Raw genomic sequence first — 24,753 nt, forward strand, 5'->3', positions numbered from 1 at the left:
ACGGCACCAGCGGAGTCGTCAGGAAGTGGCGGCGCGGTGCAGCTCGCGCAACGCGCGCACGGCCGCCACGGCGTGGTCGCGGTCCACCGCCTGCACCGCCATGATCGACACGTACTCGTCGTCCGGCAGCTCCAGCCGCGCCCACGACGCGCCGTCCGGGAACGACACGTGCAGCACCTCGGACCAGGCGAACCGACGCGCGGTGACCACGTTGCGCACCTCGACGCCCTCCGCGTCCGCCCGCACCCGCGGCCGGGCCAGCAGCAGCACGCCGCACGCCAGCAGCACGCCCAGCAGCACCATCGCCACCTGGTCGGACGTCCGGAAGATCACGCCCGTCGGGGTGTCCGTGAGCAGCCACCCGACGATCGAGAACACGACGACCAGGAACACCGCGCTCACCACGGCGACGGTGCGGATCTTCCGGGGGCGGAACTCGACGGCCACCGCGATCACGACGCAGCCCGCAGGTCACGCAACACCAACGCCGTCTCCAACGCCGCAACCACGGCCTCGTACCCCTTGTCCTCCACGGAGTCGGCGAAACCGGCCCGCGCCAGCGCCTGCTCCTCGGTGTCGACCGTCAGCACACCGTTGCCGACGGGCGTCGACTCGTCCAGCGCGACCCGGGTCAACCCCGCGGTCACCGAGTCGCACACGTACTCGAAGTGCGGCGTGCCACCGCGGATCACCACGCCCAGCGCGACCACCGCGTGGTGGGTCCGCGCCAGCTGCTGCGCCACCACCGGCAGCTCGATGCCGCCCGGCACGCGCACCACGGTCGGCGACGGCACACCGGCCGCCTCCGCCGCCGCGACCGCGCGCGCGAGCAGCTGCCCGGTGATCTTCTCGTGCCACCGGGTGGCCACCACGCCCAGCCGCAACCCGCTCGCGTCCGGCACGGCCGCCGCCGGCCTGCCCTCGCCGCTCATTCCCCGACCTCCGTGCTGCTCACGACCGCGCCGCCCTGGCTGTGCTCCTCGTACTGCTCGAGCTGGTGCAGCTCGTGCCCCATCCGGTCCCGCTTGGTGCGCAGGTAGCGCAGGTTCTCCGGGTTGGGCGAGACGGGCAGCGGCACGCGGTCGATCACCCGCAGCCCGTAACCCTCCAGGCCGACCCGCTTCGCGGGGTTGTTGGTGAGCAGGCGCATCGACTTGATGCCCAGCTCGCACAGGATCTGCGCGCCCGTGCCGTAGTCCCGCGCGTCGGCGGGCACGCCCAGCGCGAGGTTCGCGTCCACGGTGTCCGCGCCCCGGTCCTGGAGCTGGTACGCCTGCAACTTGTGCATCAGCCCGATGCCGCGACCCTCGTGACCACGCATGTAGAGCACGACACCGCGACCCTGCGCCGCCACCGCCTCCAGCGCCGCGTCGAGCTGCGGCCCGCAGTCGCACCGCAGGGAGCCGAACACGTCGCCGGTCAGGCACTCGGAGTGCACGCGCACCAGCACGTCCTCGCCGTCGCCCAGGTCGCCGTACACCAGCGCCACGTGCTCGATGCCGTCCAGCTTCGAGTCGTAGCCGACGGCGGTGAACGTGCCGTGCGCGGTCGGGATGCGTGCCTCGGCGGCCCGCACCACCTGCGTCTCCACCCGCCGCCGGTAGGCGATCAGGTCGGCGATGGTGATCAGCACGAGGTCGTGGTCGGCGGCGAACACCTCCAGCTCGTCCCGCCGGGCCATGTCGCCCTCGTCCTTCTGGGACACGATCTCGCACAGCACGCCGGCCGGCGCGAGCCCGGCGAGCCGCGCCAGGTCCACCGCCGCCTCGGTGTGGCCGGGCCGGCGCAGCACGCCGCCGGCGCGGGCGCGCAGCGGCACCACGTGGCCGGGCCGGGTGAAGTCCTTCGCGTCCGACGCCGGGTCGGCGAGCAGCCGCATGGTGTGCGCGCGGTCGGCGGCGGAGATGCCCGTGGTGACACCCTCACGGGCGTCCACGGTGACCGTGTACGCGGTGCCGCGCTGGTCCTGGTTCGTGTGGTACATCGGCGGCAGGTCGAGCCGGTCGCAGTCGGCCTCGGTCAACGACACGCACACGTAACCGGACGTGTAGCGCACCATGAACGCCAGCAGCTCGGGCGTGGCCTTCTCCGCCGCGAAGATCAGGTCGCCCTCGTTCTCGCGGTCCTCGTCGTCCACGACGATGACCGCGCGGCCCGCCGCGATGTCCGCGATGGCGCGCTCGATGTCGGCGAAGTCCTTCACCGCGCCTCCTCCGCCGCGAGGTGGGGCCGGGCCAGCCGCTCCACGTACTTCGCGATCACGTCCACTTCCAGGTTGACCAGGTCGCCCGGTTCCCGCCGGCCGAGCGTGGTCAGCTCCAGCGTGGTGGGGATCAGGCTGACCGAGAAGCGGTCGGCGTCGACCGACACGACGGTCAGCGAGACGCCGTCCACCGTGATGGAGCCCTTCTCCACGACGTAGCGCGCCAGGTGCGCGGGCAGGGCGAAGTGCACGACCTCCCAGTGCTCGGCCTTGTCGCGGGACAGCACCGCGCCGGTGCCGTCCACGTGGCCCTGCACGATGTGGCCGCCCAGCCGCTGCCCGACGGCGGCGGCGCGCTCCAGGTTGACCCGGTCGCCCCGGGCCACCTTGGCGAGGCTGCTGCGGACCAGCGTCTCGCGCATCACGTCCGCGGTGAACGCGCCGTCGACGACCTCCACCACGGTGAGGCACACGCCGTTCACCGCGATGGAATCGCCGTGCTTCGCGTCGCCCGTCACCAGCGGACCCGCGATGGTGACGCGTGCCGCGTCCGGCAGGTCCTCGACGGCGACGACCTCGCCCAACTCCTCGACGATCCCGGTGAACACCGTTCCTCCTCTATCGCGCGGCAGCCGGCACGGCGGAGATCCGCACGTCCGGCCCGCACATGGTGACCTGCTCCACGACCAATCCCACAGCGTCGGTGATGGTCGCCACCCCCGCGTCCCGCAGAACGGCCGGACCGTCGCCGAGCAGCTTCGGCGCCACGTAGGCGAGCACCCGGTCGATCCGGCCGGCACGCGCGAACGCACCCGCCAGCGTAGGCCCGCCCTCCAGCAGGACGTCCACCACGCCCCGCCGGGCCAGCTCCGCCAGCACCACGTCCGGGTCGCGGGTGCGCATGTGCAGCGTCTCCGCGCTGTCGTCCAGCACGAGCGCGCCCGGCGGCAGCTCCCCCTCCCCCACGACCACCCGCAACGGCTGCCGGACCGCCGCTGTTCCCCGTGCGGTCAACCGCGGGTCGTCGACGCGGACGGTGCCCGTGCCGACCATGATCGCGTCGACCGCGGCCCGCAGCCCGTGCACCTCGGCACGCGACTCGGCGGAGCTGATCCAGCGGCTGGTGCCGTCCGCGGCGGCGACCCGGCCGTCCAGCGTGGCGGCGTACTTCCACGTCACGTGCGGCCGGCCGGTGCGGGCGTGGTGCAGCCAGGCGCGCAGCGGCTCGACCCGCGTCGGCAGGTGGACCACCTCGACACCGGCCGCGCGCAGCACGTCCGCGCCGCCGGCGGCCTTCGGGTTCGGGTCGGCGTTGGCGTACACGACCCGCGCGACGCCCGCCGCGACCAGGGCGTCCGCGCACGGCGGCGTCCGCCCGTGGTGGGCGCACGGCTCCAGCGTGACCACGACGGTGCCACCAGCGGCCCGCGTGCCCGCCTCGGCGAGGGCGACCACCTCGGCGTGCGCCTGGCCGGGCGGCCGGGTGCCGCCGACGCCGACCACCTCGCCGCCCGCCGCGAGCACGACCGCGCCGACCGGCGGGTTGGGGCTGGTCGTGCCGCGCACGCGTGCGCTCGCCTCGACCGCCAGCGCCATCGCCGCGCCCCAGTCGGCGGGCGCGCCCCCGCTCACCGGTCGCGGCCCGCCCGGACCGCCTGCGCGCGCAACCCCTCCAGCGCGCGGGCCGGGTCGTCGGCGGCGTAGACGGCGGAACCCGCGACGAAGCAGTCCACACCGGCCTCGGCGGCCTGCTCGACGGTGTCCGCGTTGATGCCGCCGTCGATCTCGACCAGCAGGTTCAGGTGGCCGGTGTCGACCAGGCGGCGGGCGGTGCGGACCTTGTCCAGCACCTCGGCCATGAACTCCTGGCCGCCGAAACCGGGCTCGACGGACATCACCAGCAGCGTGTCGTAGTGCTTGAGCACGTCGGCGTAGGGCTCGATCGGCGTGCCGGGCTTGAGCGACAGGCCCGCCTTCGCACCCGCGGCACGCAGGTCCTTCGCCACCCGCACCGGGTCGGCGGCGGCCTCGACGTGCACGGTCACGTTGTGCGCGCCCGCCTCCGCGTACCCGACGGCCCAGCGGTCCGGGTCCTCGATCATCAGGTGGCAGTCCAGCGGGATGTCGGTGGCGCGCAGCAGCGATTTCACCACCGGCAGGCCGATGGTCAGGTTGGGCACGAAATGCGCGTCCATGACGTCCACGTGCAGCCAGTCCGCGCCGTGCACGGCGGCGGCTTCGTCGGCGAGACGGGCGAAGTCGGCGGACAGGATGCTCGGGGCGATCATCGGCTGGTGGACCACGGCTGGTCAGTCTAGGGTTCGGCGCTCGCGCCGACCCACCCGGGAGGCGCGCTCCGCCGACTACTCACGCGGGTAGTTCCCCAACCGGCCACCGGGCGATTACGTTCGGGTGGGGGCAGGGACCTGGGGAGCACTGGGGATGGATGCCGAATCGGAGCACGGGGTCGCGCTGGTGACGGGCGCGTGCGCGCCGCTCGGCGCGGGACTGGTGGAGTCGCTCGCCCGGCGCGGCGCGCTGGTCGCCGCCGTGGACAGCGACGGCGCGCGGCTGGCCGACCTGGTGGAACGGCTCCAGCGCGCGGGGCTGCGGGTCGCCGGGCGGCAGATCGACGTGACGTCCGGCGCGGCCGTCGACGCGCTCGTGGACCAGGTGGAGCGGGAGTTCGGGCCGATCGACGTGGTGGTCACCACCACCGCCGCGTTCCGGCCGGGCCCGGTGCTCACCCTCACCGAGGCCGACTGGGCGCACACGTTCGCGGTCAACGTGGACGGCGTCTTCCACGTCACGCGCGCGGTCGCGGCGCGGATGGTGTGCCGGGGGCGCGGGACGATCATCGTGGTGGCCACGCACTCGGCCGCCGTGCCGCGCTCCAGCGTGGCCGCGTACGCGGCCTCCCGCGCCGCCGCCGTCGCCTACGCCGAGTGCCTGGCCCTGGAGGTCGCGCCGCGGGGCGTGCGCTGCGCGGTGGTCGCGCCCGACGACGTGCGCCGCGTGGTGGACGAGGTCCGCTACCTGCTGGCCGACACCGCGCCCGCGCTGGGCGCGTGAGCGCTCACACCTCGGCGTGCTCCTCGGCGTGCGCCAGGCGCGCCAGCTCGACGCGGGAGCTGATCCCGAGCTTCTTGAAGATGCCGCGCAGGTGGTAGTTCACGGTGTGCGGCGAGAGGTAGAGCTGCCGCGCCACCTGCCGGTTGGTCAGCCCGGCGCCCACCAGCCGGGCGATGTCGCGTTCCGGCGCGGACAGCCGGCGCCACTCGCCGCCCGCCCGCCGCAGCCGGCCCACCTCGCCGTCCGCGCCCATCCGCGCGTAGATCCGGGACGCCAGCGCGACGTGCGCGGCCGACCGCTCCGCCCGGCCGGTCTCCGCCAGCAGCCCGGCCACGTCCTCGTGCGCGGCGGCCTCCGCCCACGGGTGCGCGTGCCCGTCGGCCGCGGCCAGCAGCCCCTCCTCGTCGCGGCCCAGCAACGCGCGGGCGTGACCCGCGCCGACCACGACCGCCGGCAGGCCGGGGTTGGCCGCGGCCAGCTCCTCCGCCGCGCCCACCGCCGCCTCGGCGAGCGCCCGGTCGTCCACCGACCGCGCCAGCCGCACCAGCCACGCCGCCGCGCCCGGCTCGTCCACCAGCACCCGCCGGGCGCACGCCGCGTCCGCCAGCCGCGCCCGCGCCAGCTCGGCGGCCCGCGGCGCGCCGTCGCGGGCGTGCGCGAGCAGCAGCTCCACCCACTCGCACTGGCCGGAGTGCGCCACCGCGCCACCACCCGCGAGGTCGCTCCCGTACCGGCGCACGTGCTCCGCCGCCGCGGGCACGTCACCACGCAGCAACGCCACCGTCGCCAGCACGGTGGAGGCGAGCGGCACCAGCAGCCGCAGCCCCCGGTCGCGGGCCGCGGCCAGGCCGGAGTGCGCCGCCACGTGCGCCTGCACCAGCCGCCCCGCCTGCGCGAGCACCCTGGCCCGCGCGATCAGGCGTGCCGTCGGCGCGCCCGCCGCGACCGCCTCGTCCACCTCCGGCCCGTCACCGCGCACCAGGGCCTCGGCGTCCGCGAACCGGCCCAGGGCGGACAGCTTCATCGCGTACGCGACGGCGGCGTGCGACTGCCACCACGCGGTCGGCTGGTCGAGTTCCCACCGGGTCGACTCGCGGCCCCAGTACAGGCCCTCGGCGAGGTGGCCCGCCGACCACTCCAGGCACGAGTGGACGGTCGCCGCCATCACCACGTCCGCGTCGCTGGCCGTCCGGTCCGGCGCGGTCAGCACGGACAGCGCGTGCGCGCCCGCCGGTCCGCCGGTCGCCAGGTAACGCGCGAGCAGCCTGCCCGCGGCGGCCAGGTTCCGCAGCGGCTGCGGCGCGGCGGGCGCGGCCAGCGCGTGCTCCGCCTCGGCCGCCGCCGCGGCGGGTCTGCCGTCGGCGAGCAGGATGCCGGTCAACGCGGTGCGCAGCTCGGCGGCGGCACTCGCGGGCAGGCCCCGCGCGAGGCCGTGGCGGGCCAGCGCGACCGCCGAGCCCAGGCTGCCGCTCGCGGCCAGCGCGCGCACGTCGCGCACCACGCCGGCGGCCCGGTCGGCGGTCACCGCGGGCTCCGGCACGCGGCGCAACCCGGCCGCGTCCTGCCGCAACGCGTGCCGCACCGCCTCCGGCACGGCCTCCACCACCGCGCGCCACACCAGGTCCGACACGAACTCCAGCCGCCGGTCCACCGAACCGACCAGCCCGGACGCGATCACCTCGTCCACCGACAGCAGCAACGCGGCGGTCGTCTCGCCCATCAGCTCCGCCACGTCGCGCAACGGGAACGACCGGCCCAGCACGGCCGCGACCCGCAGCAGTTGGGTGGCCTTCGCGGACAACGCCTCGACGCGGCAGCCGACCACGGTCGTGACGCGACGCGGCAGCCGGTCGGCACGCAGCCCGGCCGTGCCGCCCGACGTGTCGAGCAGGTCCTCCTCGCGCAGGCCGAGGACCAGCTCGGCGACCAACCGCGGGTCACCGCCCGCCGACGCGACCAGCGCCGCCAGGTCCGGTCCCGGCGGCACGTCGAGCAGTTCGGCCAGCACACCGGCCACCACGTCCGCGTCGACCGGAGCCAGCGCGAGGACGTGCCCGGCCAACGCGTCACGCAGCTCGCCGGTGGCGTGCGCGCCGGTCAGCGCGAACAACGCGGTGACCCGCCGCCGCGCCAGCTCGGGCAGCAGGGCGAGCACCGCCGCCGGGTCCCGGTGCGCGTGGTCGACGGCCAGCAGCGGGCGTTCGGCGGTCCGGTCCAGGAGGCGGGCGAGGTCGACGCGGTCGCGGAGCACGCCGCCGTCGACCGGGGTCACCGCGTACCCGCGGTCGCGGGCGGCGTCGACCGCCTCGCGCAGCAGCAGGGACTTCCCGGCGCACGGCGGGCCGTCGATGGCCAGCAGGCCACCGGGCGCGGACAGGAAGCGGAGAACCGAAGCCCGTTCACGATCCCGGCCGTACGATTTCGACACGATCCAGCCTGCTACGCGTCTCGCTTGGCTGTCAATTCACGCCCGGTGGCGGAATGCGTCGAACGGCGCAACGGCGTCGAGTTCCCTCAGCACGTCTTCAGGTCCGCCGGTCACCACCCGCGCGCCGGCCTCCCGCAGCACCGCCAGGTGCCCCCGGTGCGCGGGGTGCCGCGCCTGGTCCACGCCGACCTGGGCCAGCACGACCAGCGGCGCGCCCCGGCCGAGCGCTTCGCACAGCACGGTCAGCGCCTGGTTGTCGCCGATGCCCAGGGCGAGCTTCGCGATGGAGTTCGCCGTGGCGGGCGCGAACACGAACGCGTCCGGCACCGGGTGTGGTTTCGGCTCGGTCGGCAGCCGCGACTCCCACCGGACCGGCAGGTCGGTCGACGCCGCCAACGCGCCCACCTCGTCCGCCAACCACCGCGCCGCGGTGGGCGTGGTGGTGATCGCGAGCCGCCAGCCGCGCCGGGCCAGCGGTTCCGCCAGCCCGGTGCGCAGCCACCGCTCCACGCCGCCCGCCGCCGACGCGACCAGCCCGAGGACCGGGCGCGGCGCGGTCACGCGGGACGGCGCAGCAGGGCGCAGAACATCGCGTCCGTGCCGTGCAGGTGCGGCCAGAGCTGGACGTGCGGCCCCGCGCCGAGGTCAGGCACGTCGGGGAAGCAGCCCCGCGTGTCCAGCCGCTCCGCGCCGGTCCGCCGGGCCACGTCGGCGACCACGCCGACCGTTTCCGCCAGGTGCGGCGAGCACACCACGTACGCCACCACACCACCCGGCCGGACCAGGTCCAGCGCCGCCGTCAGCAGCTCGCGCTGCAACCGGGCCAGCGGCGCGACGTCGGACGGCTGCCGCCGCCACCGCGCCTCCGGCCGCCTGCGCAACGCGCCCAGCCCGGTGCACGGCGCGTCCACCAGCACCCGGTCGTAGCCGCCCGGGGGCAGGCCGCTGTCCCGGCCGTCCGCCACGCGCACGGTGACCGGCAGGCCGGTCACCGACTTGCGGACCAGCTCCGCGCGGTGCGGCGCCTTCTCCACCGCGTCCACCTCCGCGCCGGACACCGCCGCCAGCGCACCCAGCAGCGCCGCCTTGCCACCCGGTCCCGCGCACAGGTCGAGCCAGCGCTCGTCGGGCCCGTCCAGCGGCGCGCGGGTCAGCGCCAACGCGCACAGCTGGCTGCCCTCGTCCTGCACGGCCGCCAGCCGCTCGCGCACCGGTTCCAGGTCGCCCGGGTCACCCGCCTCCAGGTGCACGCCGTACGGCGAGTACGGCGCGACGTCGCCGCCGGTCATCGCGGCCAGCTCGTCCGCGCTGCACTCACCGGGCCGCGCCGCGAGGTGCACGGCGGGCCGGGCGTCGTCGGCGGCCAGCGCGGACCGCAGCGGCTCGCCCCGGCTGCCCAGCGCCTCCGCGAACGCCTGCGCGACCCACCGCGGGTGGGCGTGCGCCATGGCGAGGTAGCCGACCGGGTCGGTCTCCTCGTCCGGCGCGACCTCCTCCACCCAGCCCGCCTCGTCCTGGCCGGTGACCCGGCGCAGCACGGCGTTCGCGAAACCGGCCGCGCCCGAGCCCAGCTCGGCGCGCACCAGGTCCACGGTGGACGCGACGGCGGCGTGCGGTGGGATGCGGGTGCGCAGGAGCTGGTACGCGCCCAGCCGCAGCGCGTCCAGCACCGCGCCGTCCACTTCGGACAGCGGTCGGTCGGAGCACGCGGCCAGCACCGCGTCCAGCAGGCCCTGCGCGCGGGCCGTGCCGTAGGCCAGCTCGGTGGCCAGCGCGGCGTCCCGGCCGGTGATCCGGCGGTCCCGGAGCAGGCCGGGCAGCACCAGGTTGGCGTAGGCGTCGCGCTGCCGGACGGCGCGCAGCGTGTCCAGCGCGGCCTGCCGCGCCGGGTCCACCGCGGGCGGGCGGACCGGGCCGGTGCGGCGGCGCGGCGGGTGCGGGCGGCGCGGCCGGGACGACCGCGAGCGCTCGGTCATGCGATCCGCTCCCCCGCCTCGACCCGGACGCCGCGCGCCCAGTCGGTCGCCGCCATCCGCTTCTTGCCCTGCGCCTGCACGTCACCCAGCTCGACGGGCGTGGTGGCGGTGCCGACCAGCACGCGCCTGCGCTCCACCCGCAGCTCGCCCGGCGCGAGCGGTGGCCCGTCCACCGGGGTCACGGGGCCGAGCTTGAGCCGCTCGCCGCGGAACTCCGCCCACGCGCCCGGGTCCGGCGTCACCGCCCGCGCCACCCGGTCCAGCGCCGCCGCCGGCGTGCCGAAGTCCAGCCGCGCGTCCTCCACCGCCACCTTCGGCGCGTAGCTGACGTTCTCCTCCGGCTGCTCCACCGGGCGCAGCGTGCCGTCCTCGATGCCGTCCACGGTGGACACCAGCAGCTTCGCGCCGGACTCGGCCAGCCTGCCCAGCAGGTCGCCGGAGGTGTCCCGCGGGCGCACCCGCTCGGTCACCACGCCGAACACCGGACCCGCGTCCAACGCCTTCACGATCCGGAACGTGGTCGCGCCGGTGATGTCGTCGCCGTGCCGCACGGCCGCCTGCACCGGCGCCGCGCCGCGCCACGCGGGCAGCACCGAGAAGTGCAGGTTCACCCAGCCGTGGCGCGGGATGGACAGGGCGGACTCGGGCAGCAGCGCGCCGTAGGCCACCACGGGGCACAGGTCCGGCGCGAGCACCCGCAGCCGGGCCAGGAAGTCGGGATCGCCCGCCTTGGGCGGGGTCAGCACCTCGATGCCCAGCTCGTCGGCGAGCGCGGCCACCGGCGACCGCTCGACGCGGCGGCCCCGGCCGACCGGGGCGTCGGGGCGGGTGACGACGGCGACCACCTCGTGCCGGGACGACAGCAGGGCGCGCAACGCCGGCAGGGCCGGCTCGGGCGTGCCCGCGAACACCAGGCGCATCCTCACGCACCCCCGAACAGCGGGTGCGGCGACTGCTTCAGGACCGGCGCGGTCCCGTCGAACCAGGACTGCTGCCGGATCTCGCGCATCGCCAGCTTGCGGGTCTGCTCGTCGAGCCGGTCCACGAACAGCACGCCGTCCAGGTGGTCGGTCTCGTGCTGGATGCAGCGCGCCAGCAGGTCCGTGCCCTCCACCTCGACCGGCTCGCCGTGCATGTTCCAGCCGCGGGCCACCACGTTGCGGTGCCGGCGGCAGTCCCAGCTCATCCCCGGGATGGACAGGCAGCCCTCCGGGCCCTCCTGCACCTCGTCGCCGACCACCTCGAAGGTGGGGTTCACCAGGTGACCCGCGAAACCGTCGCAGTGGTAGGTGAACACCCGCAGGCCCACGCCGAGCTGCGGCGCCGCGAGGCCCGCTCCGCCGGCGTCGCTCATGGTGTCCCACAGGTCCTTGACCAGCTTGCGCAGCTCCGCGTCGAACTCGGTGACCTCGACGGCGGGGGTCCGCAGCACCGGGTCGCCGAACAGCCGGATGGGTTGGACGGTCACGCACTCTCCTCGAACGTGGGCAGACGACCAGTCTAGGAGAGCGGTGCCGACCCGGGCCGCCTCAGTGCCCGGAGTGGCGACCGAGGAACATCACACCGACCAACGCCGCCGCGAAGTGCCCCGCGAACCGCGTGGCGGTGAGCACGCCCGTGACGACGGCCGGCGTCCTGGTGGTGGTCATCGTGATGGTGGTCATGTCGTTCTCCTCTGCGCGTCGATGGCTCCACCGTCCCGCAGGCGGACGTGCGCACGCGTCCGCAAGGAGTACCGACCGCCGCTACGACCCGGGAATGAGGCCGGTGCGACGTGAGGGGTACGTCAGCCCGGCCACACCACCCGGGCCGCGCCGCCACCCCTGCGGGTCGGTTCGGCGACCGCCCGCCACCGCCCGTCCGGCAGGCGTTCCACGGCGGTCACCGCGCCGATCTCGGCCGTCGCCGCGAACCGGTGGCCGAGCACGCGCAACGCCGCGGCCTCCGGCGTCCCGAGGAAGGGGTCCTCGGCCTGCGTGGTCGCGGAGTTGCGCTGGGACGCCCGCGGCGCGGCGACGGCGTCGAGCAGCGGCAGGCCGCGGTCCAGGCGCTGCGTCAGCACCTGGAGGACGGTCGTGATGATGGTCGCGCCACCCGGTGAGCCCAGCGCCACCACGGGTTCGCCGTGGCGCAGCACGATCGTCGGCGCCATCGACGAGCGCGGGCGCTTGCCCGGTCCCGGCAGGTTCGGGTCCGGCACGCCGGGCGCGACCGGGGTGAACGAGAAGTCGGTCAGCTCGTTGTTCAGCAGGAACCCCCGACCGGGCACCACGATCCCGCTGCCGCCCTCCTGCTCGATGGTCACGGTGTACGCGACGACGTTGCCCCACCGGTCGGCGACCGTGAGGTGCGTGGTGTCGGTGCCCTCGTACGGCGTGACGGCCTCTTCGCCGGTGGTCGCGCACGGCTTCGGGTCACGCGGGTCGCCGGGCGACACGGGACCGGTGAGGGCTCGCGTCGGGGAGATCAGGCAGGCGCGGCTGTCGGCGAACTCCTGCGACAGCAGCTCGCGCTCGGGCACGTCGGTGAAGGCGGGGTCGCCCACCCAGCGGTTCCGGTCGGCGAACGACAACCGGCTCGCCTCCAGGAAGCGGTGCAGGTACTGGGTCGGCGACTCGTTCGCGAGCTTCGTGGTCTCCAGGATGTTCAACGCCTCGCCCACGGTCGTGCCGCCGGAGGACGGTGGCGCCATGCCGTACACGTCGAGGTCCCGGTAGCGGGCGTGGCTCGGCTCGCGGCGCGGGACGCGGTAGTCGCCCAGGTCGGCGGCGGTGAGCCGACCGGGCCGGACGGTGCGCGTGGCGGCCGGGTCCTTCGGCGGGTGGTTGACCGTGGCGACGACATCGCGCCCGATGGGGCCGCGGTAGAACGCGGCCACGCCGTCGCGGCGCAGTTGGCGGTAGGTGTCGGCGAGGTCGGGGTTGCGGAACGTGCTGCCGATGGCCGGCGGCGGGAGGAACAGGGCTCGGCTGGAGGTGATGTCGGCGAACCGCTCGGCGTTCTCGGCGACCTGGCGGTGGAAGGTGGCGTCGACGGTGAACCCCCGGCGCGCCAGCTCCTCGGCCGGTTTCAGCGCCTGGTCGAGGGAGAGCGTGCCCCACTGGTCGAGCGCCCGCTGCCAGGTGCGGGGCGTGCCGGGCACCCCCACGGACAGCCCGCTGGTGACCGCTTCGGCGAACGGGATCGGTTGGCTGTCCTGGAGGAACAGGTCGGCCCCGGCGGCGGCAGGCGCGGTCTCCCGCCCGTCCAAAGTAGACACTTCTTGGCGGCGGGCGTCGTAGTGGACGAAGAACCCGCCACCCCCGACACCCGCGGAGAACGGGTCGGTAACACCGAGCGCGGCGGCGACCGCGACAGCGGCGTCCACGGCGTTGCCACCCCGACGAAGCACATCCACCCCGACCCGCGAGGCGTCCGGGTCGACACTGGACACCACCCCACCGAACCCGACCGCCTCCGGAACCCGCACCGTCGGCGTCCGGGAGTCCGCGTGCGCAGGCGCGAGCAACGCGCCGAGGAGGGCCGCGGCGGAGGCGACGACAACCGTCGAACGAAGCATCATTCCCTTGTACTCCGCCATTTCCCGCCGAAGAACCCCCGCCGGGCCGAATCCCACGGCGTGGAGAGCCGGTCTCACTCGATCGTGATCTTGCGGCTGTCGAACACATGTTCGAGACTGTTCACATGCCCGCACTCCGCTCTCTCGCCCACCTGCCCCTCGCCCACCTGCCCCTCGCCCACCTGCCCCTCGCCCACCTGCCCCTCGCCCACCTCCCCCTCACCCACCTGCCTCTCTCCCACTTCCCCCTGTCCCAGCGCCGCTCCCACCCCCGCCTCGCCCGCCTCGCCCGCCTCGCCCGCCTCCCCTGCCTCTCCCACGTCCCCCGCCTCTCCCACGTCCCCCACGTCCCCCACGTCCCCCACATCCCCCACCACCTCCGCCCCTTCGACACCCGGCCCTCCGGTCCTCAGCCCCATCACTCGCCCCTTCCGCCCGCCGGTCCCTCCCCGCACGCACCACCTCCCCGCCCCAGTCATCCCCCGCACTCACCGCCTTCGCCACTCGGCCCTTCCCCGCACCCGCCCCCTCTCCCCACCGGCCGCCCCCTCTCCACACCGCTCCCACCTCCCCACCCCCTCTTCTCACCCGTACGGCTGTACCGCCCCGACAGCTCCCAGGAGGCTCTCTGGTAGACCTCAGCTCATGGCAGGGAAGTCGACCACCAGGCGCGGCGAACGCGTGCCCGCATCCACGCGGCCCGTCGCCCGCGTGTGCGTCGACGTGCCGCTGCCACACCTGGACCGCCTGTTCGACTACCAGGTCTCGACCGACCAGGACGCGGACGCGGTGCCCGGCTGCCGGGTCCGGGTCCGGTTCGCGGGCCAACTGGTCGACGGCTACCTGATCGAGCGGGCCGACGAATCGGAGTACGGCAGCAAGCTCAGCTTCCTCGACCGCGTGATCTCGCCCGAGCCCGTGCTCTCCCCGGAGGTCGTGGAGCTGGCGCGAGCCGTCGCCGACCGGTACGCGGGTTCGCTGACCGACGTGCTCCGGATGGCCGTTCCACCGCGCCACGCGCGGGTCGAGGGAAAGCCGTCGCCGGAACCCGCGCCCGCACCACCCGAGCCCGCGGCGGACGGGTGGGCCAGGTACCCGTACGGGCCCAACCTGCTGGACGCGTTGCGGTCCGGCCGCGTCGCACGCGCGGTGTGGCAGGCGCTGCCCGCCGAGGACTGGCCCGCACGGCTGGCCGAGGCGGCGACGACCGTGGTGAGCACCGGCCGGGGCGCGCTGGTCGTGGTGCCGGACCACCGCGACCTGGCCCGGCTGCACGCGGCGTGCGCGGCGTTGGCGGGGCCGGACGCCGTGGTGACGTTGTCGGCGGACCTCGGGCCGTCGGAGCGGTACAAGCGGTGGCTCGCGGTGCGGCGTGGTGCGGTCCGGCTGGTGCTGGGCACGCGTGGCGCGGCGCTGGCGCCGGTGCACGACCTGGGCCTGGTGGCGGTGTGGGACGACGGCGACGACCTGCACGCCGAGCCGCGGATGCCGTACCCCAACGTGCGCGACGTGCTGGTCCAGCGGTCGCACCTGACGGGCGCGTCGCTGCTGGTCGGCGGCTTCGCCCGGACCGCGGAGGCGCAGCTGCTGGTGGACAGCGGGTGGGCGCACGAGGTGGTGGCGGCGCGGGAGACGCTGCGCGCGGTCGCGCCGCGGGTGGCGGCGGTGGGCGACCACGCGTGGCAGGAGGTGAAGGACCCGGCGGCCCGGACGGCCCGGTTGCCGTCGATCGCGTTCGACGCGGCCCGGTCGGCGTTCGAGGAGGGCGCGCCGGTGCTCGTCCAGGTGCCGCGGCGCGGGTACGTGCCATCGCTGGCGTGCGGGAACTGCCGCGCGACGGCGCGCTGCCGCCGGTGCGCGGGGCCGCTCGCGCTGCCCGGCGGTGCCGATGACGGCGTGCCCAGGCCCGCGTACTGCCGGTGGTGCGGTGCGACGGAGGCGGCGTTCCGCTGCCCGACGTGCGGTTCACGCCGCCTGCGCGGCCAGGTGATCGGGGCCCGCCGCACCGCCGAGGAGATGGGCCGGGCGTTCAGCAACATCCCGGTGCGCACGTCGGGTGCGGACGAGGTGCTGTCCTCGGTGCCGGGCGAACGCGCCCTGGTCGTGGCCACCCCGGGCGCCGAGCCCACCGCCGACGGCGGCGGCTACGGGGCGGTCCTCCTGCTGGACGGCTGGGCACTGCTGGGCCGAGCGGACCTGCGCGCGACAGAAGAAACCCTCCGCCGCTGGATGACCGCGGCAGCCCTCACCCGTCCCGCGGGCAAGGTGGTGGTGGTAGCCGACTCCAGCCTCCCGCCGGTCCAAGCCCTGGTCCGCTGGGACCCGGTGTGGCACGCCCGGCAGGAGCTGGCGGCGAGGACCGAACTGGGCTTCCCACCCGCCGTCCGCATGGCCACCCTGGACGGCACCCCGGAAGCCGTGGCCGCGGCCCTGGACGACCTGCACCTACCCCGGACCGGCGAAATCCTCGGCCCCGTGCCCCTGGCCGAGGACGGCCAGAAGGAACGAGCCCTCATCCGAGTGGCCAGAACGGAGGGCAAGGCCCTGGCCGAAGCCCTGACCGCCCTCCAGGCCACCAGAAGCGCCCGCAAGGACCCCACCCCGATCCGAGTAAAACTGGACCCGCTGGAAGTCCTCTGAGCCGCGGCCCCACCCGGTGCGACGCGCCCCAACCCGGGACGATCCCCCAGCGCGCCCCTGCCCGCCGCGCCCCACCCGGCACATCCCCGCCAGCCGCATCCCGCCGCCTGGCACATCCCCGCCCGCCGCATCCCGCCGGCACATCCCGCCAGGCACATCCCCGCCCGCGCATCCCGCCAGGCACATCCCCGCCCGCGCATCCCGCCCGGCACATCCCCGCCCCGCGCCCCCGGCCCGCGCGCCTCAACCCAGGGCGATCCCACCCAGCGCATCTCCGCCCGACACATCCCGCCCGACACGTCCCACCCGACACATCCCACCCCGCGCGCCCCAACCCGGGGCGATCCCACCAGCGCATCTCCGCCTGGCACATCCCCGCCCGCGCGCCCCCACCCGCGTCCCCACCCGGCGGGGCGCAGCCCGGCGTCGGCTGCCTACCCCCAACCCAGCCGAGCCCTACTTCGGCTCAACAGCCCCCGAAAACCGGACACCCGCGCCCAATCACCCCCAGCCGCAACGGGTTCGTCGCGCCCGAACCCGGCATCCCGGCGCAGGCAACCGAATCCCGACCCGCGGACACCCACCTTCGGGATGCCGCAGCCCGGAAACACACCAGCGCCGCCGATCCGACCGCATCGACCGAAGAGGATCGGTCGCGCGGTGGATCGGCGGCGCTGGTCGTGCTTTCCCCAGAGCGGAGCCTCGGATCAGGCGCCGGCGGCCGCGCGCAGGGCGTCCGCGCGGTCCGTGTTCTCCCAAGGCAGGTCCACGTCGGTCCGGCCGAAGTGGCCGTACGCCGCGGTCGGGCTGTAGATCGGGCGGAGCAGGTCGAGGTCCCGGATGATCGCGGCGGGCCGGAGGTCGAAGACCTCGCTGATGGCCTGCTGGATCTTGGTCGGGTCCACGGTCTCGGTGCCGAAGGTCTCCACGAACAGACCGACCGGCGCGGCCTTGCCGATGGCGTACGCCACCTGCACCTCGATGCGCGTCGCGAGACCGGCGGCGACGGCGTTCTTCGCCACCCAGCGCATCGCGTACGCGGCCGAGCGGTCCACCTTCGACGGGTCCTTGCCGGAGAACGCGCCACCACCGTGCCGCGCCATGCCGCCGTAGGTGTCGACGATGATCTTGCGGCCGGTCAGGCCCGCGTCACCCATCGGACCGCCGATGACGAACCGGCCGGTCGGGTTGACCAGCAGGCGCACGTTCGACGTGTCCAGGCCGAGGTTCTCCAGCTCGGGCGCGACGACGTGTTCCCGGATGTCGACGCCGAGCAGCTTCTCCAGGTCGATGCCGTCCGCGTGCTGCGTCGACACGACGACGGTGTCCAGGCGCACCGGCTGGTCACCCGCGTACTCGATGGTGACCTGGGTCTTGCCGTCCGGGCGCAGGTACGGCACGGTGCCGTCCTTGCGGACCCCGGTGAGGCGCCGCGACAGGCGGTGGGCCAGCGCGATCGGCAGCGGCATCAGCTCCGGCGTGTCGGTGCACGCGTAGCCGAACATGAGCCCCTGGTCGCCCGCACCCTGCTTGTCGATCTCGTCGTCCGCGCCGCCGACCCGGTTCTCGTACGCGGTGTCGACGCCCTGCGCGATGTCGGGCGACTGCGAGCCGATCGCGACGTTCACACCGCAGGAGCGGCCGTCGAAGCCCTTCGCCGACGAGTCGTAGCCGATCTCCAGGATCTTCTCCCGGACGATCGACGGGATGTCCGCGTAGGTCTCCGTGGTCACCTCGCCGGCCACGTGCACCTGGCCGGTCGTGATGAGCGTCTCCACGGCCACCCGCGAACGGGGGTCCTTGGTCAGCAACGCGTCGAGGATGGAGTCGCTGATCGCGTCGCAGATCTTGTCCGGGTGCCCCTCCGTCACCGACTCACTGGTGAACAGCCTGCTGCTGTGCTGGCTCACGGCACTCCTCAATCTGGTTTCTCTGCGATTGGGACAAGCTTACTGAGGGTTGGCACCCCGGTGGTCAAACTTCGAGCGAGGAGACCACGGCATCCCACAGTGCGGACGCCAGGCGGGCCTTGGAGCCGTGGGGCAGGGGTGTCTCGCCGCCGTTCGCCGACAGCAGCCAACCCCCGTTGTCCTCCACCTCGAACGCCTTGCCGTCGCCGACGGCGTTGACGACGAGCCAGTCGCAGCCCTTGCGCGCCAGCTTCGCGCGGCCGTACTCCAGCACGGTGGTCGAGTCGTCACCGGTCTCGGCGGCGAACCCGACGACCACCTGGCGCGCGCGGCGCGCGGCGACCAGCTCGGCCAGGATGTCCGGGTTCCGGGTGAGGGCGACCGGGTCCGGGTCCCGGTCGGTCTTCTTGATCTTGTGCGGGGTGGTCGCGACGGGCCGGAAGTCGGCCACCGCGGCGGCCATCACGACGACGTCCGCGTCCTTGCCCACCCAGTGCATCGCGTCCCGCAGCTCGGCCGCGCTGCCCACGCGCTCCAGCTCGACGCCCGCCGGCGCGGGCAGGTCGGCGGTGTGCGCGGCGACCAGCGTGACCCGCGCGCCGCGTTGCGCGGCGACCCGCGCCAACGCGTAGCCCTGCCGGCCGGACGAGCGGTTGCCCAGGAACCGCACCGGGTCCAGCGGCTCACGGGTGCCACCCGCGGAGATCGCCACGTGCAGGCCCTCCATGTCGCGGGGCAGCGCGTCCGGGCGCTCCAGCAGCAGCCGGGCCAGCTCCACGATCTCGGCGGGGTCGGGCAGGCGGCCCTTGCCGGTGTCCTTGCCGGTGAGCCGGCCGCTCGCGGGCTCGGCCACGACGACGCCCCGCGACCGCAGCAGCGCCACGTTGGCCCGCGTCGCCGGGTGCTCCCACATCTCCGTGTGCATCGCCGGGACCAGCAGGACCGGGCAGCGCGCGGTCAGCAGGGCGTTGGTGAGCAGGTCGTCGGCCAGCCCGTGGGCGGCCTTCGCGAGCAGGTTCGCCGTCGCCGGGGCGACCACGACGAGGTCGGCCTCCTGGCCGAGCTTCACGTGCGCCACGGACGGCACGTCCGAGAACACGTCGGCGTGCACCGGCTGCCCGGACAGGGCCTCGAACGTGGCCGCGCCGACGAACTTCAGGGCGCCCTCGGTGGGCGCCACCCGGACCGAGTGGCCGGATTCGGTGAGCCGGCGCAGCACCTCGCACGCCTTGTAGGCGGCGATGCCACCGCCCACCCCCAGGACGATCCGGGGGCGGGCGTCGACCGGCTCGGTCACTCGCCCTCGGTGTGCTCGAGCAGCCCCGCGTGGATCTCCCGCAGCGCGATCGACAGCGGCTTCTCCCGCGGACCCGGCTCGACCAGCGGGCCGACGTACTCCAGCAGGCCCTCGCCGAGCTGGGCGTAGTAGTCGTTGATCTGCCGCGCCCGCTTGGCCGCGTAGATCACCAGCGCGTACTTCGAGCTGACCTGCTCCAGCAGGTCGTCGATCGGCGGGTTGGTGATGCCCTCCGGGGAACCCGACAGCGGGCCCAGCTCGGTGTGCGTGGTCACTCGTCAACGCTCCTGCGGTTGGTGTGTCTGGAGGCCGTCCCGCGCCTGCCGCACGCGTGCCATCACGCGTCGGGCGCCGGGCCGACCACCAAGTCTAGCAAGCGGGTCGCGGCCGAACGCACGTCGGCGTTCACCACGACCTCGTCGAACTCGGGTTCCGCCGCCAGCTCCGCGCGGGCGATCTCCAGCCGGCGGGCGACCACGGCCGGGTCCTCGGTGCCGCGCCCGGTCAGCCGCCGGACCAGGTCCTCCCAGGACGGCGGCGCGAGCATCACCAGCTGCGCCTCCGGCATCGCGGCCCGGACCTGCCGCGCGCCCTGGAGTTCGATCTCCAGCAACGCGGGCCGACCGGCCGCCAGCGCGCGTTCCACCGGCTCACGGGGCGTGCCGTAGCAGTTGCCCGCGAACTCGGCGTGCTCCAGCAGCGCGCCCGCGTCGACCAGGCGGCGGAACTCGGCGGCGTCGACGAAGTGGTAGTGCTCCCCGTCGACCTCGCCCGGCCTCGGCGACCGCGTGGTCACCGAGACGCTGAAGTGCACGTCCGGCTCCATCCGGCGCAGCTCGGCCAGCACGCTGGACTTGCCGACGCCCGAGGGCCCGGAGAGAACGGTGAGGCGGGACCGGGCGCGCACGCCCGACCCCGCCCCGGTGCCGTCACTCACTCGCCGCTGAACTCGGTGAGCAGCGCCTTGCGCTGCCGCTCACCCAGGCCGCGCAGCCGACGGCTCGGAGCGATCTCCAACCGCTCCATGATCTGCTGCGCACGAACCTTGCCGACGCCCGGAAGCGCCTCAAGCAGCGCGGACACCTTCATCTTGCCAAGGACCTCGTCGCTCTCGGCGGCCTTCAGCACGTCCGTCAGGGTCGTGCCGCCACGCTTGAGGCGCTCCTTGAGCTCAGCCCGAGCGCGACGAGCGGCAGCAGCCTTCTCCAGCGCTGCGGCCCGCTGCTCCTCGGTAAGCTGGGGAAGGGCCACGATTTCCTCCGTGGTGTGGGAATTTCAATTCTGGATCGGTGCCGCGACCGTACCGAGCGCAATTGCCTGGGTACAACGTGGGTCCCAGTCAGGTGAAACTTTTCAGCGCCTGGACGTAGCGGCGGGTGGTAGTAGTACCAACACCCTCCGACAGTCCCATCACCGCCACCGGTAACGCGTTGCGCACGACCTGTGTGGTATGCGCTCGGCCGGGGATGGCCCTGTCGGTGGCCAGGACCGTACCAGGCAACGTTTACGCAGGTGAGCGGACCACGCGAAGCGTGTCGCGATTTGATCGCGATCACACGTCCAGCGAGTCCCCCGCGGCACGTGCGGCGGCCCTCAGCGCGGCCACGTCCGGGCCGTGCCGGAGCACGTCCCGGGAGCTGGTCGGGAGCACGCCGCGCAGCTCCCGGCCGAACACCGCGCGCAGGTCCGCGACGGTCGCGCCCTGGGCCCCGAAACCGGGGGCCAGGACGGGTCCGTGCAGGTGGGAGAGGTCGAGGCCGTGGTCGCCGACGGTCGCGCCGACCACCAGCCCGACGTCGCCGAACGGCTCGGCGCCCGCGTTCCGGCGCGCCGCCTGGTCCACCACGGACTGCGCCACGGAACGGCCGTCGGCGCCCGTCGCGCGCTGCACCGAGGAACCCTCGGGATTGGAAGTCAACGCGAGCACGAATACGCCGCGCCCGCTCGCCCGTGCGGCTTCGAGCGCCGGGTCCAGGGAGCCGAAACCGAGGTACGGCGACAGCGTGACGGCGTCGCCGGCGAGCGGCGAGCCGTCCGACAGGTAGGCCGCCGCGTAGGCGGCCATGGTGGAGCCGATGTCGCCGCGCTTGGCGTCCACCAGGACCAGCGTGCCGCTGTCCCGGAGGTCCGCCACGACGCGTTCGAGCACGGCGACGCCCTTCGAGCCGTGCGACTCGAAGAACGCCGCCTGCGGCTTCACCAGGGCCACGCGACCCCCGAACGCCTCCACGCAGGTCAGCGCGAACCGCTCCAGGCCGGCGGCGTCCCGGGGCAGCCCCCAGGCGTCGAGCAGGCCCGGGTGGGGGTCGATGCCGACGCACAGGGGGCCGTGGGCGGCCGTGGCCGCCGCCAGTCGGGCCGAGAACCTCACGCCTCACCCCGCAGGGCCGCCTGGAGCGCCTGGAGGGGCCGCACGCCGATGTCGCCCCGGATTGCGGCCTCGATGCCGTGCACGGCCGCCGCGGCGCCCTGGATGGTGGTCACGCACGGGATGTCCTTGGCCACGGCCGCGGTGCGGATCTCGTAGCCGTCCACACGCGGACCGTTGTTGCCGTACGGGGTGTTGATGATCATGTCCACGGTGCCGTCGAGGATGGCCTGGACGATGTTCTTGTCACCCTCGAAGTGCTTGCGGACCACCGTGCACGGGATGCCGTTGCGACGCAGCACCTCGGCGGTGCCCGCCGTCGCCAGCACCTCGAAGCCCAGGTCGGCGAGCCGCTTGACCGGGAAGATCATGGCCCGCTTGTCCCGGTTGGCGACCGACACGAACACCCGGCCCGACGTGGGCAGCGACCCGTACGAGGCGGTCTGGGACTTCGCGAACGCCGTCCCGAACGACACGTCGATGCCCATGACCTCGCCGGTGGACTTCATCTCCGGCCCGAGCAGCGAGTCCACGCCCTTGCCCTCCGGCGTGCGGAACCGGTGGAACGGCAGCACGGCCTCCTTGACGGCGACCGGCGCGTGCGGCGGCAGCTTCGCGCCGTCGCCCTCGGCGGGCAGCAGGCCCTCGGCGCGCAGCTCGGCGATGGTCGCGCCGAGCATCACCCGGGCAGCGGCCTTGGCCAGCGGCACGGCCGTCGCCTTGGACACGAACGGCACGGTGCGCGACGCGCGCGGGTTGGCCTCCAGGACGTACAGCACGTCGTCCTTGAGCGCGTACTGGACGTTGAGCAGGCCGCGCACGCCGATGCCCGCGGCGATGGCCCGCGTGGACCGCCGCACGTTGTCGATGTCGGTCTCGCCCAGCGTGATCGGCGGCAGGGCGCACGCCGAGTCGCCGGAGTGCACCCCCGCCTCCTCGATGTGCTCCATGACGCCGCCGATGAACACGTCCTCGCCGTCGAACAGGGCGTCCACGTCGATCTCGATGGCGTCGTCCAGGAACCGGTCGACCAGCACCGGGTGCTCGGGGCTGACCTCGGTGGCGCGGGCGATGTAGCCGCGCAGCGACTCCTCGTCGTAGACGATCTCCATGCCGCGCCCGCCCAGCACGTACGACGGCCGCACCAGCACCGGGTAGCCGATCTCGTCGGCGATGGCCTTGGCCTGGGCGAACGACGTGGCGGTGCCGTACTTCGGCGCGGGCAGGCCGGCGTCGTGCAGCACCTGGCCGAACGCGCCCCGGTCCTCGGCGAGGTGGATGGCGTGCGGCGGGGTGCCGACGACCGGCACGCCCGCGGCCTCCAGCCGCCGCGCGAGGCCCAGCGGCGTCTGCCCGCCGAGCTGCACGATGACGCCCGCGACCGTGCCGGAGCGCTGCTCGGAGTGCACGACCTCCAGCACGTCCTCGAACGTCAGCGGCTCGAAGTACAGGCGGTCGGAGGTGTCGTAGTCGGTGGACACCGTCTCCGGGTTGCAGTTGACCATCACCGTCTCGTACCCGGCGGCGCGCAGCGCCATGGCCGCGTGCACGCACGAGTAGTCGAACTCGATGCCCTGGCCGATGCGGTTGGGCCCGGAGCCGAGGATCAGCACCTTGGGCTTGTCGCGCTGCTCGGTGACCTCGGTCTCGGCCTCGGGGTCCAGTTCGTAGGCCGAGTAGTGGTACGGGGTCCGCGCGGCGAACTCGGCGGCGCAGGTGTCGACGGTCTTGAACACCGGCCGCACGCCGAGGCGGTGCCGCAGGGCGCGCACGCCGTCCTCGCCGGCCAGCTCGGCACGCAGCGCGGCGATCTGGCGGTCGGCCAGGCCGGCCCGCTTCGCCTTGCGCAGCAGGCGCTCGTCCAGCACCGGCGCGCGCTCGATCTCGTGGCGCAGGTCGACCAGCCACGCGAGCTGCTCGATGAACCACGGGTCGATGCGCGACGCCTCGTGCACCTGCTCGACGGTCGCGCCCAGGCGCAGCGCCCGGTCCACCGTGTACAGGCGGCCGTCGTGCCCGGTGCGCAGTTCGTCCAGAGTGGACTCCAGCGTGGCGTCCGGGTCCGGCGTGGTCCAGAAGCCGCCCGCCTTGGTCTCCATGGAGCGCAGGGCCTTGCCCATCGCCTCGACGAAGCTGCGGCCGATGGACATGGCCTCGCCGACGGACTTCATGGTGGTGGTGAGCGTCCGGTCCGCGCCGGGGAACTTCTCGAACGCGAACCGCGGCACCTTCACCACGACGTAGTCGAGCGTCGGCTCGAAACTGGCCGGCGTCTCGCCGGTGATGTCGTTGCGGATTTCGTCCAGCGTGTAGCCGATGGCGAGTTTCGCGGCGATCTTGGCGATCGGGAAGCCGGTCGCTTTCGACGCGAGCGCGGACGACCGGGAAACCCGCGGGTTCATTTCGATCACGACCATGCGGCCGGTTTCCGGGTTGATCGCGAACTGGATGTTGCAGCCGCCGGTGTCCACGCCGACCTCGCGGATGACCGCGATGCCGACGTCGCGCATGTGCTGGAACTCGCGGTCGGTGAGGGTCATCGCGGGCGCGACGGTCACCGAGTCGCCCGTGTGCACGCCCATCGGGTCGATGTTCTCGATGGAGCAGACGACGACCACGTTGTCGTTGCGGTCGCGCATCAGCTCCAGCTCGTACTCCTTCCAGCCGAGCACGCTCTCCTCGATCAGCACCTCGGTGACCGGGGACTCCGCGAGGCCGGAGGCGGCGAGCCGCTCCAGCTCCTCGGGGGTGTGCGCCATGCCGGAACCCAGGCCGCCCATGGTGAACGACGGCCGGATCACCACCGGCAGGCCCAGGTCGGCGACGGTGGCGCGGACCTCCTCCATGGACTTGCAGACGGCGCTGCGCGGGACCTCCGCGCCGATGCGCCGCACCAGGTCCTTGAAGATCTGCCGGTCCTCGCCGCGCTGGATGGCGTCGATGTCGGCGCCGATCAGCTCCACGTCGTACTTCTCCAGCACACCGCGCTCGTGCAGCGCGATGGCGGTGTTGAGCGCGGTCTGCCCGCCCAGGGTGGCCAGGATCGCGTCCGGGCGCTCGGCGGCGATCACCTTCTCCACGAACTCGGGCGTGATCGGCTCGACGTAGGTGGCGTCGGCGAACTCCGGGTCGGTCATGATCGTCGCCGGGTTGGAGTTCACCAGGCTGACCCGCAGGCCCTCGGCACGCAGCACGCGGCACGCCTGCGTGCCCGAGTAGTCGAACTCGCACGCCTGCCCGATGACGATCGGGCCGGAGCCGATGACCAGCACGTGCTTGATGTCGGTCCTCTTCGGCATG

At 74.3% G+C, this 24,753-nt stretch carries 23 protein-coding genes; 2 read left to right on the plus strand and 21 right to left on the minus strand.

The genetic code is table 11. The features are described from left to right. Window positions 1-18: 18 nt before the first annotated feature. The 6 genes from KZQ38_RS27575 to rpe are packed head-to-tail and all read right to left on the minus strand — an operon-like array spanning window position 19 to window position 4,491. Window positions 19-447, minus strand: a complete 429-nt coding sequence (locus KZQ38_RS27575) for a PH domain-containing protein (protein ID WP_219445902.1) — start codon at window positions 445-447, stop codon at window positions 19-21. A 5-nt stretch (window positions 448-452) separates the two neighbouring features. After that, entirely contained in the window at window positions 453-932 is a 480-nt protein-coding gene (gene ribH, locus KZQ38_RS27580) for a 6,7-dimethyl-8-ribityllumazine synthase (RefSeq protein WP_219445904.1), read from the minus strand. Beyond that, complete coding sequence (locus tag KZQ38_RS27585; protein ID WP_219445906.1) at window positions 929-2,203, minus strand: bifunctional 3,4-dihydroxy-2-butanone-4-phosphate synthase/GTP cyclohydrolase II; 1,275 nt, start codon at window positions 2,201-2,203, stop codon at window positions 929-931. Before KZQ38_RS27585 ends, ribH begins: the two co-directional genes overlap by 4 nt. After that, entirely contained in the window at window positions 2,200-2,811 is a 612-nt protein-coding gene (locus tag KZQ38_RS27590) for a riboflavin synthase (protein WP_219445908.1), read from the minus strand. The genes KZQ38_RS27585 and KZQ38_RS27590 overlap by 4 nt, the downstream gene beginning before the upstream one ends. Window positions 2,812-2,821: 10 nt before the next feature. After that, the gene (ribD, locus tag KZQ38_RS27595; RefSeq protein ID WP_219446240.1) at window positions 2,822-3,799 is read right to left on the minus strand and encodes a bifunctional diaminohydroxyphosphoribosylaminopyrimidine deaminase/5-amino-6-(5-phosphoribosylamino)uracil reductase RibD; all 978 of its coding nucleotides are present in this window, start codon (window positions 3,797-3,799) and stop codon (window positions 2,822-2,824) included. A gap of 32 nt (window positions 3,800-3,831) precedes the next feature. Continuing rightward, window positions 3,832-4,491, minus strand: a complete 660-nt coding sequence (rpe, locus tag KZQ38_RS27600; protein WP_219446245.1) for a ribulose-phosphate 3-epimerase — start codon at window positions 4,489-4,491, stop codon at window positions 3,832-3,834. A 154-nt stretch (window positions 4,492-4,645) separates the two neighbouring features. Here rpe and KZQ38_RS27605 point away from each other — a divergent pair, with 154 nt between their 5' ends. Next, complete coding sequence (locus KZQ38_RS27605) at window positions 4,646-5,275, plus strand: SDR family NAD(P)-dependent oxidoreductase (protein ID WP_219445910.1); 630 nt, start codon at window positions 4,646-4,648, stop codon at window positions 5,273-5,275. A gap of 4 nt (window positions 5,276-5,279) precedes the next feature. Here the strand turns inward: KZQ38_RS27605 and KZQ38_RS37275 are convergent, their stop codons facing one another. From KZQ38_RS37275 to KZQ38_RS27640, 8 genes are all read right to left on the minus strand, one after another. Beyond that, window positions 5,280-7,703: a LuxR C-terminal-related transcriptional regulator gene (locus KZQ38_RS37275; RefSeq protein ID WP_219445911.1), complete on the minus strand. Its 2,424-nt coding sequence runs from the start codon at window positions 7,701-7,703 to the stop codon at window positions 5,280-5,282. A 36-nt stretch (window positions 7,704-7,739) separates the two neighbouring features. Continuing rightward, the gene (locus KZQ38_RS27615; RefSeq protein ID WP_219445912.1) at window positions 7,740-8,264 is read right to left on the minus strand and encodes a flavoprotein; all 525 of its coding nucleotides are present in this window, start codon (window positions 8,262-8,264) and stop codon (window positions 7,740-7,742) included. Beyond that, on the minus strand, window positions 8,261-9,679 hold the full coding sequence (locus KZQ38_RS27620) for an RsmB/NOP family class I SAM-dependent RNA methyltransferase (RefSeq protein ID WP_219445913.1): 1,419 nt from the start codon (window positions 9,677-9,679) through the stop codon (window positions 8,261-8,263). Before KZQ38_RS27620 ends, KZQ38_RS27615 begins: the two co-directional genes overlap by 4 nt. Beyond that, window positions 9,676-10,599, minus strand: coding sequence for a methionyl-tRNA formyltransferase (gene fmt, locus KZQ38_RS27625; protein WP_219445914.1), 924 nt, complete (start codon window positions 10,597-10,599; stop codon window positions 9,676-9,678). Before fmt ends, KZQ38_RS27620 begins: the two co-directional genes overlap by 4 nt. Before the next feature lie 2 nt (window positions 10,600-10,601). Next, a complete protein-coding gene (def, locus tag KZQ38_RS27630; RefSeq protein WP_219445915.1) occupies window positions 10,602-11,147 on the minus strand; it encodes a peptide deformylase in 546 nt (181 codons plus the stop codon). 61 nt (window positions 11,148-11,208) lie between these two features. After that, window positions 11,209-11,343: a hypothetical protein gene (locus KZQ38_RS36535; protein WP_257902387.1), complete on the minus strand. Its 135-nt coding sequence runs from the start codon at window positions 11,341-11,343 to the stop codon at window positions 11,209-11,211. Between the two features lie 122 nt (window positions 11,344-11,465). Continuing rightward, complete coding sequence (gene ggt, locus KZQ38_RS27635; RefSeq protein WP_257902432.1) at window positions 11,466-13,238, minus strand: gamma-glutamyltransferase; 1,773 nt, start codon at window positions 13,236-13,238, stop codon at window positions 11,466-11,468. Between the two features lie 74 nt (window positions 13,239-13,312). Further along, window positions 13,313-13,657, minus strand: coding sequence for a hypothetical protein (locus KZQ38_RS27640; protein WP_219445919.1), 345 nt, complete (start codon window positions 13,655-13,657; stop codon window positions 13,313-13,315). A gap of 226 nt (window positions 13,658-13,883) precedes the next feature. Here KZQ38_RS27640 and KZQ38_RS27645 point away from each other — a divergent pair, with 226 nt between their 5' ends. Continuing rightward, the gene (locus KZQ38_RS27645) at window positions 13,884-15,878 is read left to right on the plus strand and encodes a primosomal protein N' (protein WP_219445921.1); all 1,995 of its coding nucleotides are present in this window, start codon (window positions 13,884-13,886) and stop codon (window positions 15,876-15,878) included. Between the two features lie 707 nt (window positions 15,879-16,585). Here the strand turns inward: KZQ38_RS27645 and metK are convergent. From metK to carB, 7 genes are all read right to left on the minus strand, one after another. Next, window positions 16,586-17,788, minus strand: a complete 1,203-nt coding sequence (metK, locus tag KZQ38_RS27650) for a methionine adenosyltransferase (protein ID WP_219445922.1) — start codon at window positions 17,786-17,788, stop codon at window positions 16,586-16,588. Between the two features lie 64 nt (window positions 17,789-17,852). Further along, a complete protein-coding gene (gene coaBC, locus KZQ38_RS27655) occupies window positions 17,853-19,085 on the minus strand; it encodes a bifunctional phosphopantothenoylcysteine decarboxylase/phosphopantothenate--cysteine ligase CoaBC (protein WP_219445924.1) in 1,233 nt (410 codons plus the stop codon). After that, window positions 19,082-19,360 (minus strand): DNA-directed RNA polymerase subunit omega, encoded by a 279-nt coding sequence (gene rpoZ / locus KZQ38_RS27660; RefSeq protein ID WP_015103666.1) that lies wholly within the window; start codon window positions 19,358-19,360, stop codon window positions 19,082-19,084. Before rpoZ ends, coaBC begins: the two co-directional genes overlap by 4 nt. A gap of 62 nt (window positions 19,361-19,422) precedes the next feature. Next, entirely contained in the window at window positions 19,423-20,022 is a 600-nt protein-coding gene (gene gmk, locus KZQ38_RS27665) for a guanylate kinase (protein ID WP_219445925.1), read from the minus strand. Further along, complete coding sequence (gene mihF / locus KZQ38_RS27670; protein ID WP_033427832.1) at window positions 20,019-20,336, minus strand: integration host factor, actinobacterial type; 318 nt, start codon at window positions 20,334-20,336, stop codon at window positions 20,019-20,021. Before mihF ends, gmk begins: the two co-directional genes overlap by 4 nt. Before the next feature lie 301 nt (window positions 20,337-20,637). Further along, entirely contained in the window at window positions 20,638-21,456 is an 819-nt protein-coding gene (gene pyrF / locus KZQ38_RS27675; protein WP_219445926.1) for an orotidine-5'-phosphate decarboxylase, read from the minus strand. Then, window positions 21,453-24,752 (minus strand): carbamoyl-phosphate synthase large subunit, encoded by a 3,300-nt coding sequence (carB, locus tag KZQ38_RS27680; RefSeq protein WP_219445929.1) that lies wholly within the window; start codon window positions 24,750-24,752, stop codon window positions 21,453-21,455. Before carB ends, pyrF begins: the two co-directional genes overlap by 4 nt. Window position 24,753 lies beyond the last annotated feature (1 nt).

This window comes from Saccharothrix obliqua (assembly GCF_019375475.1).
Lineage (GTDB): Bacteria > Actinomycetota > Actinomycetes > Mycobacteriales > Pseudonocardiaceae > Actinosynnema > Actinosynnema obliqua.

Bases quoted from the DNA above. Each gene is read 5' to 3' on its own strand.
- KZQ38_RS36535 (WP_257902387.1), bottom strand. From the start codon at position 11,343: ATGACCACCATCACGATGACCACCACCAGGACGCCGGCCGTCGTCACG.
- KZQ38_RS27620 (WP_219445913.1), bottom strand. From the start codon at position 9,679: ATGACCGAGCGCTCGCGGTCGTCCCGGCCGCGCCGCCCGCACCCGCCG.
- fmt (WP_219445914.1), bottom strand. From the start codon at position 10,599: ATGCGCCTGGTGTTCGCGGGCACGCCCGAGCCGGCCCTGCCGGCGTTG.
- KZQ38_RS27640 (WP_219445919.1), bottom strand. From the start codon at position 13,657: ATGGGGCTGAGGACCGGAGGGCCGGGTGTCGAAGGGGCGGAGGTGGTG.
- ribH (WP_219445904.1), bottom strand. From the start codon at position 932: ATGAGCGGCGAGGGCAGGCCGGCGGCGGCCGTGCCGGACGCGAGCGGG.
- KZQ38_RS27645 (WP_219445921.1), top strand. From the start codon at position 13,884: ATGGCAGGGAAGTCGACCACCAGGCGCGGCGAACGCGTGCCCGCATCC.
- carB (WP_219445929.1), bottom strand. From the start codon at position 24,752: ATGCCGAAGAGGACCGACATCAAGCACGTGCTGGTCATCGGCTCCGGC.
- rpe (WP_219446245.1), bottom strand. From the start codon at position 4,491: ATGATCGCCCCGAGCATCCTGTCCGCCGACTTCGCCCGTCTCGCCGAC.
- ribD (WP_219446240.1), bottom strand. From the start codon at position 3,799: ATGGCGCTGGCGGTCGAGGCGAGCGCACGCGTGCGCGGCACGACCAGC.
- ggt (WP_257902432.1), bottom strand. From the start codon at position 13,238: ATGCTTCGTTCGACGGTTGTCGTCGCCTCCGCCGCGGCCCTCCTCGGC.
- KZQ38_RS27605 (WP_219445910.1), top strand. From the start codon at position 4,646: ATGGATGCCGAATCGGAGCACGGGGTCGCGCTGGTGACGGGCGCGTGC.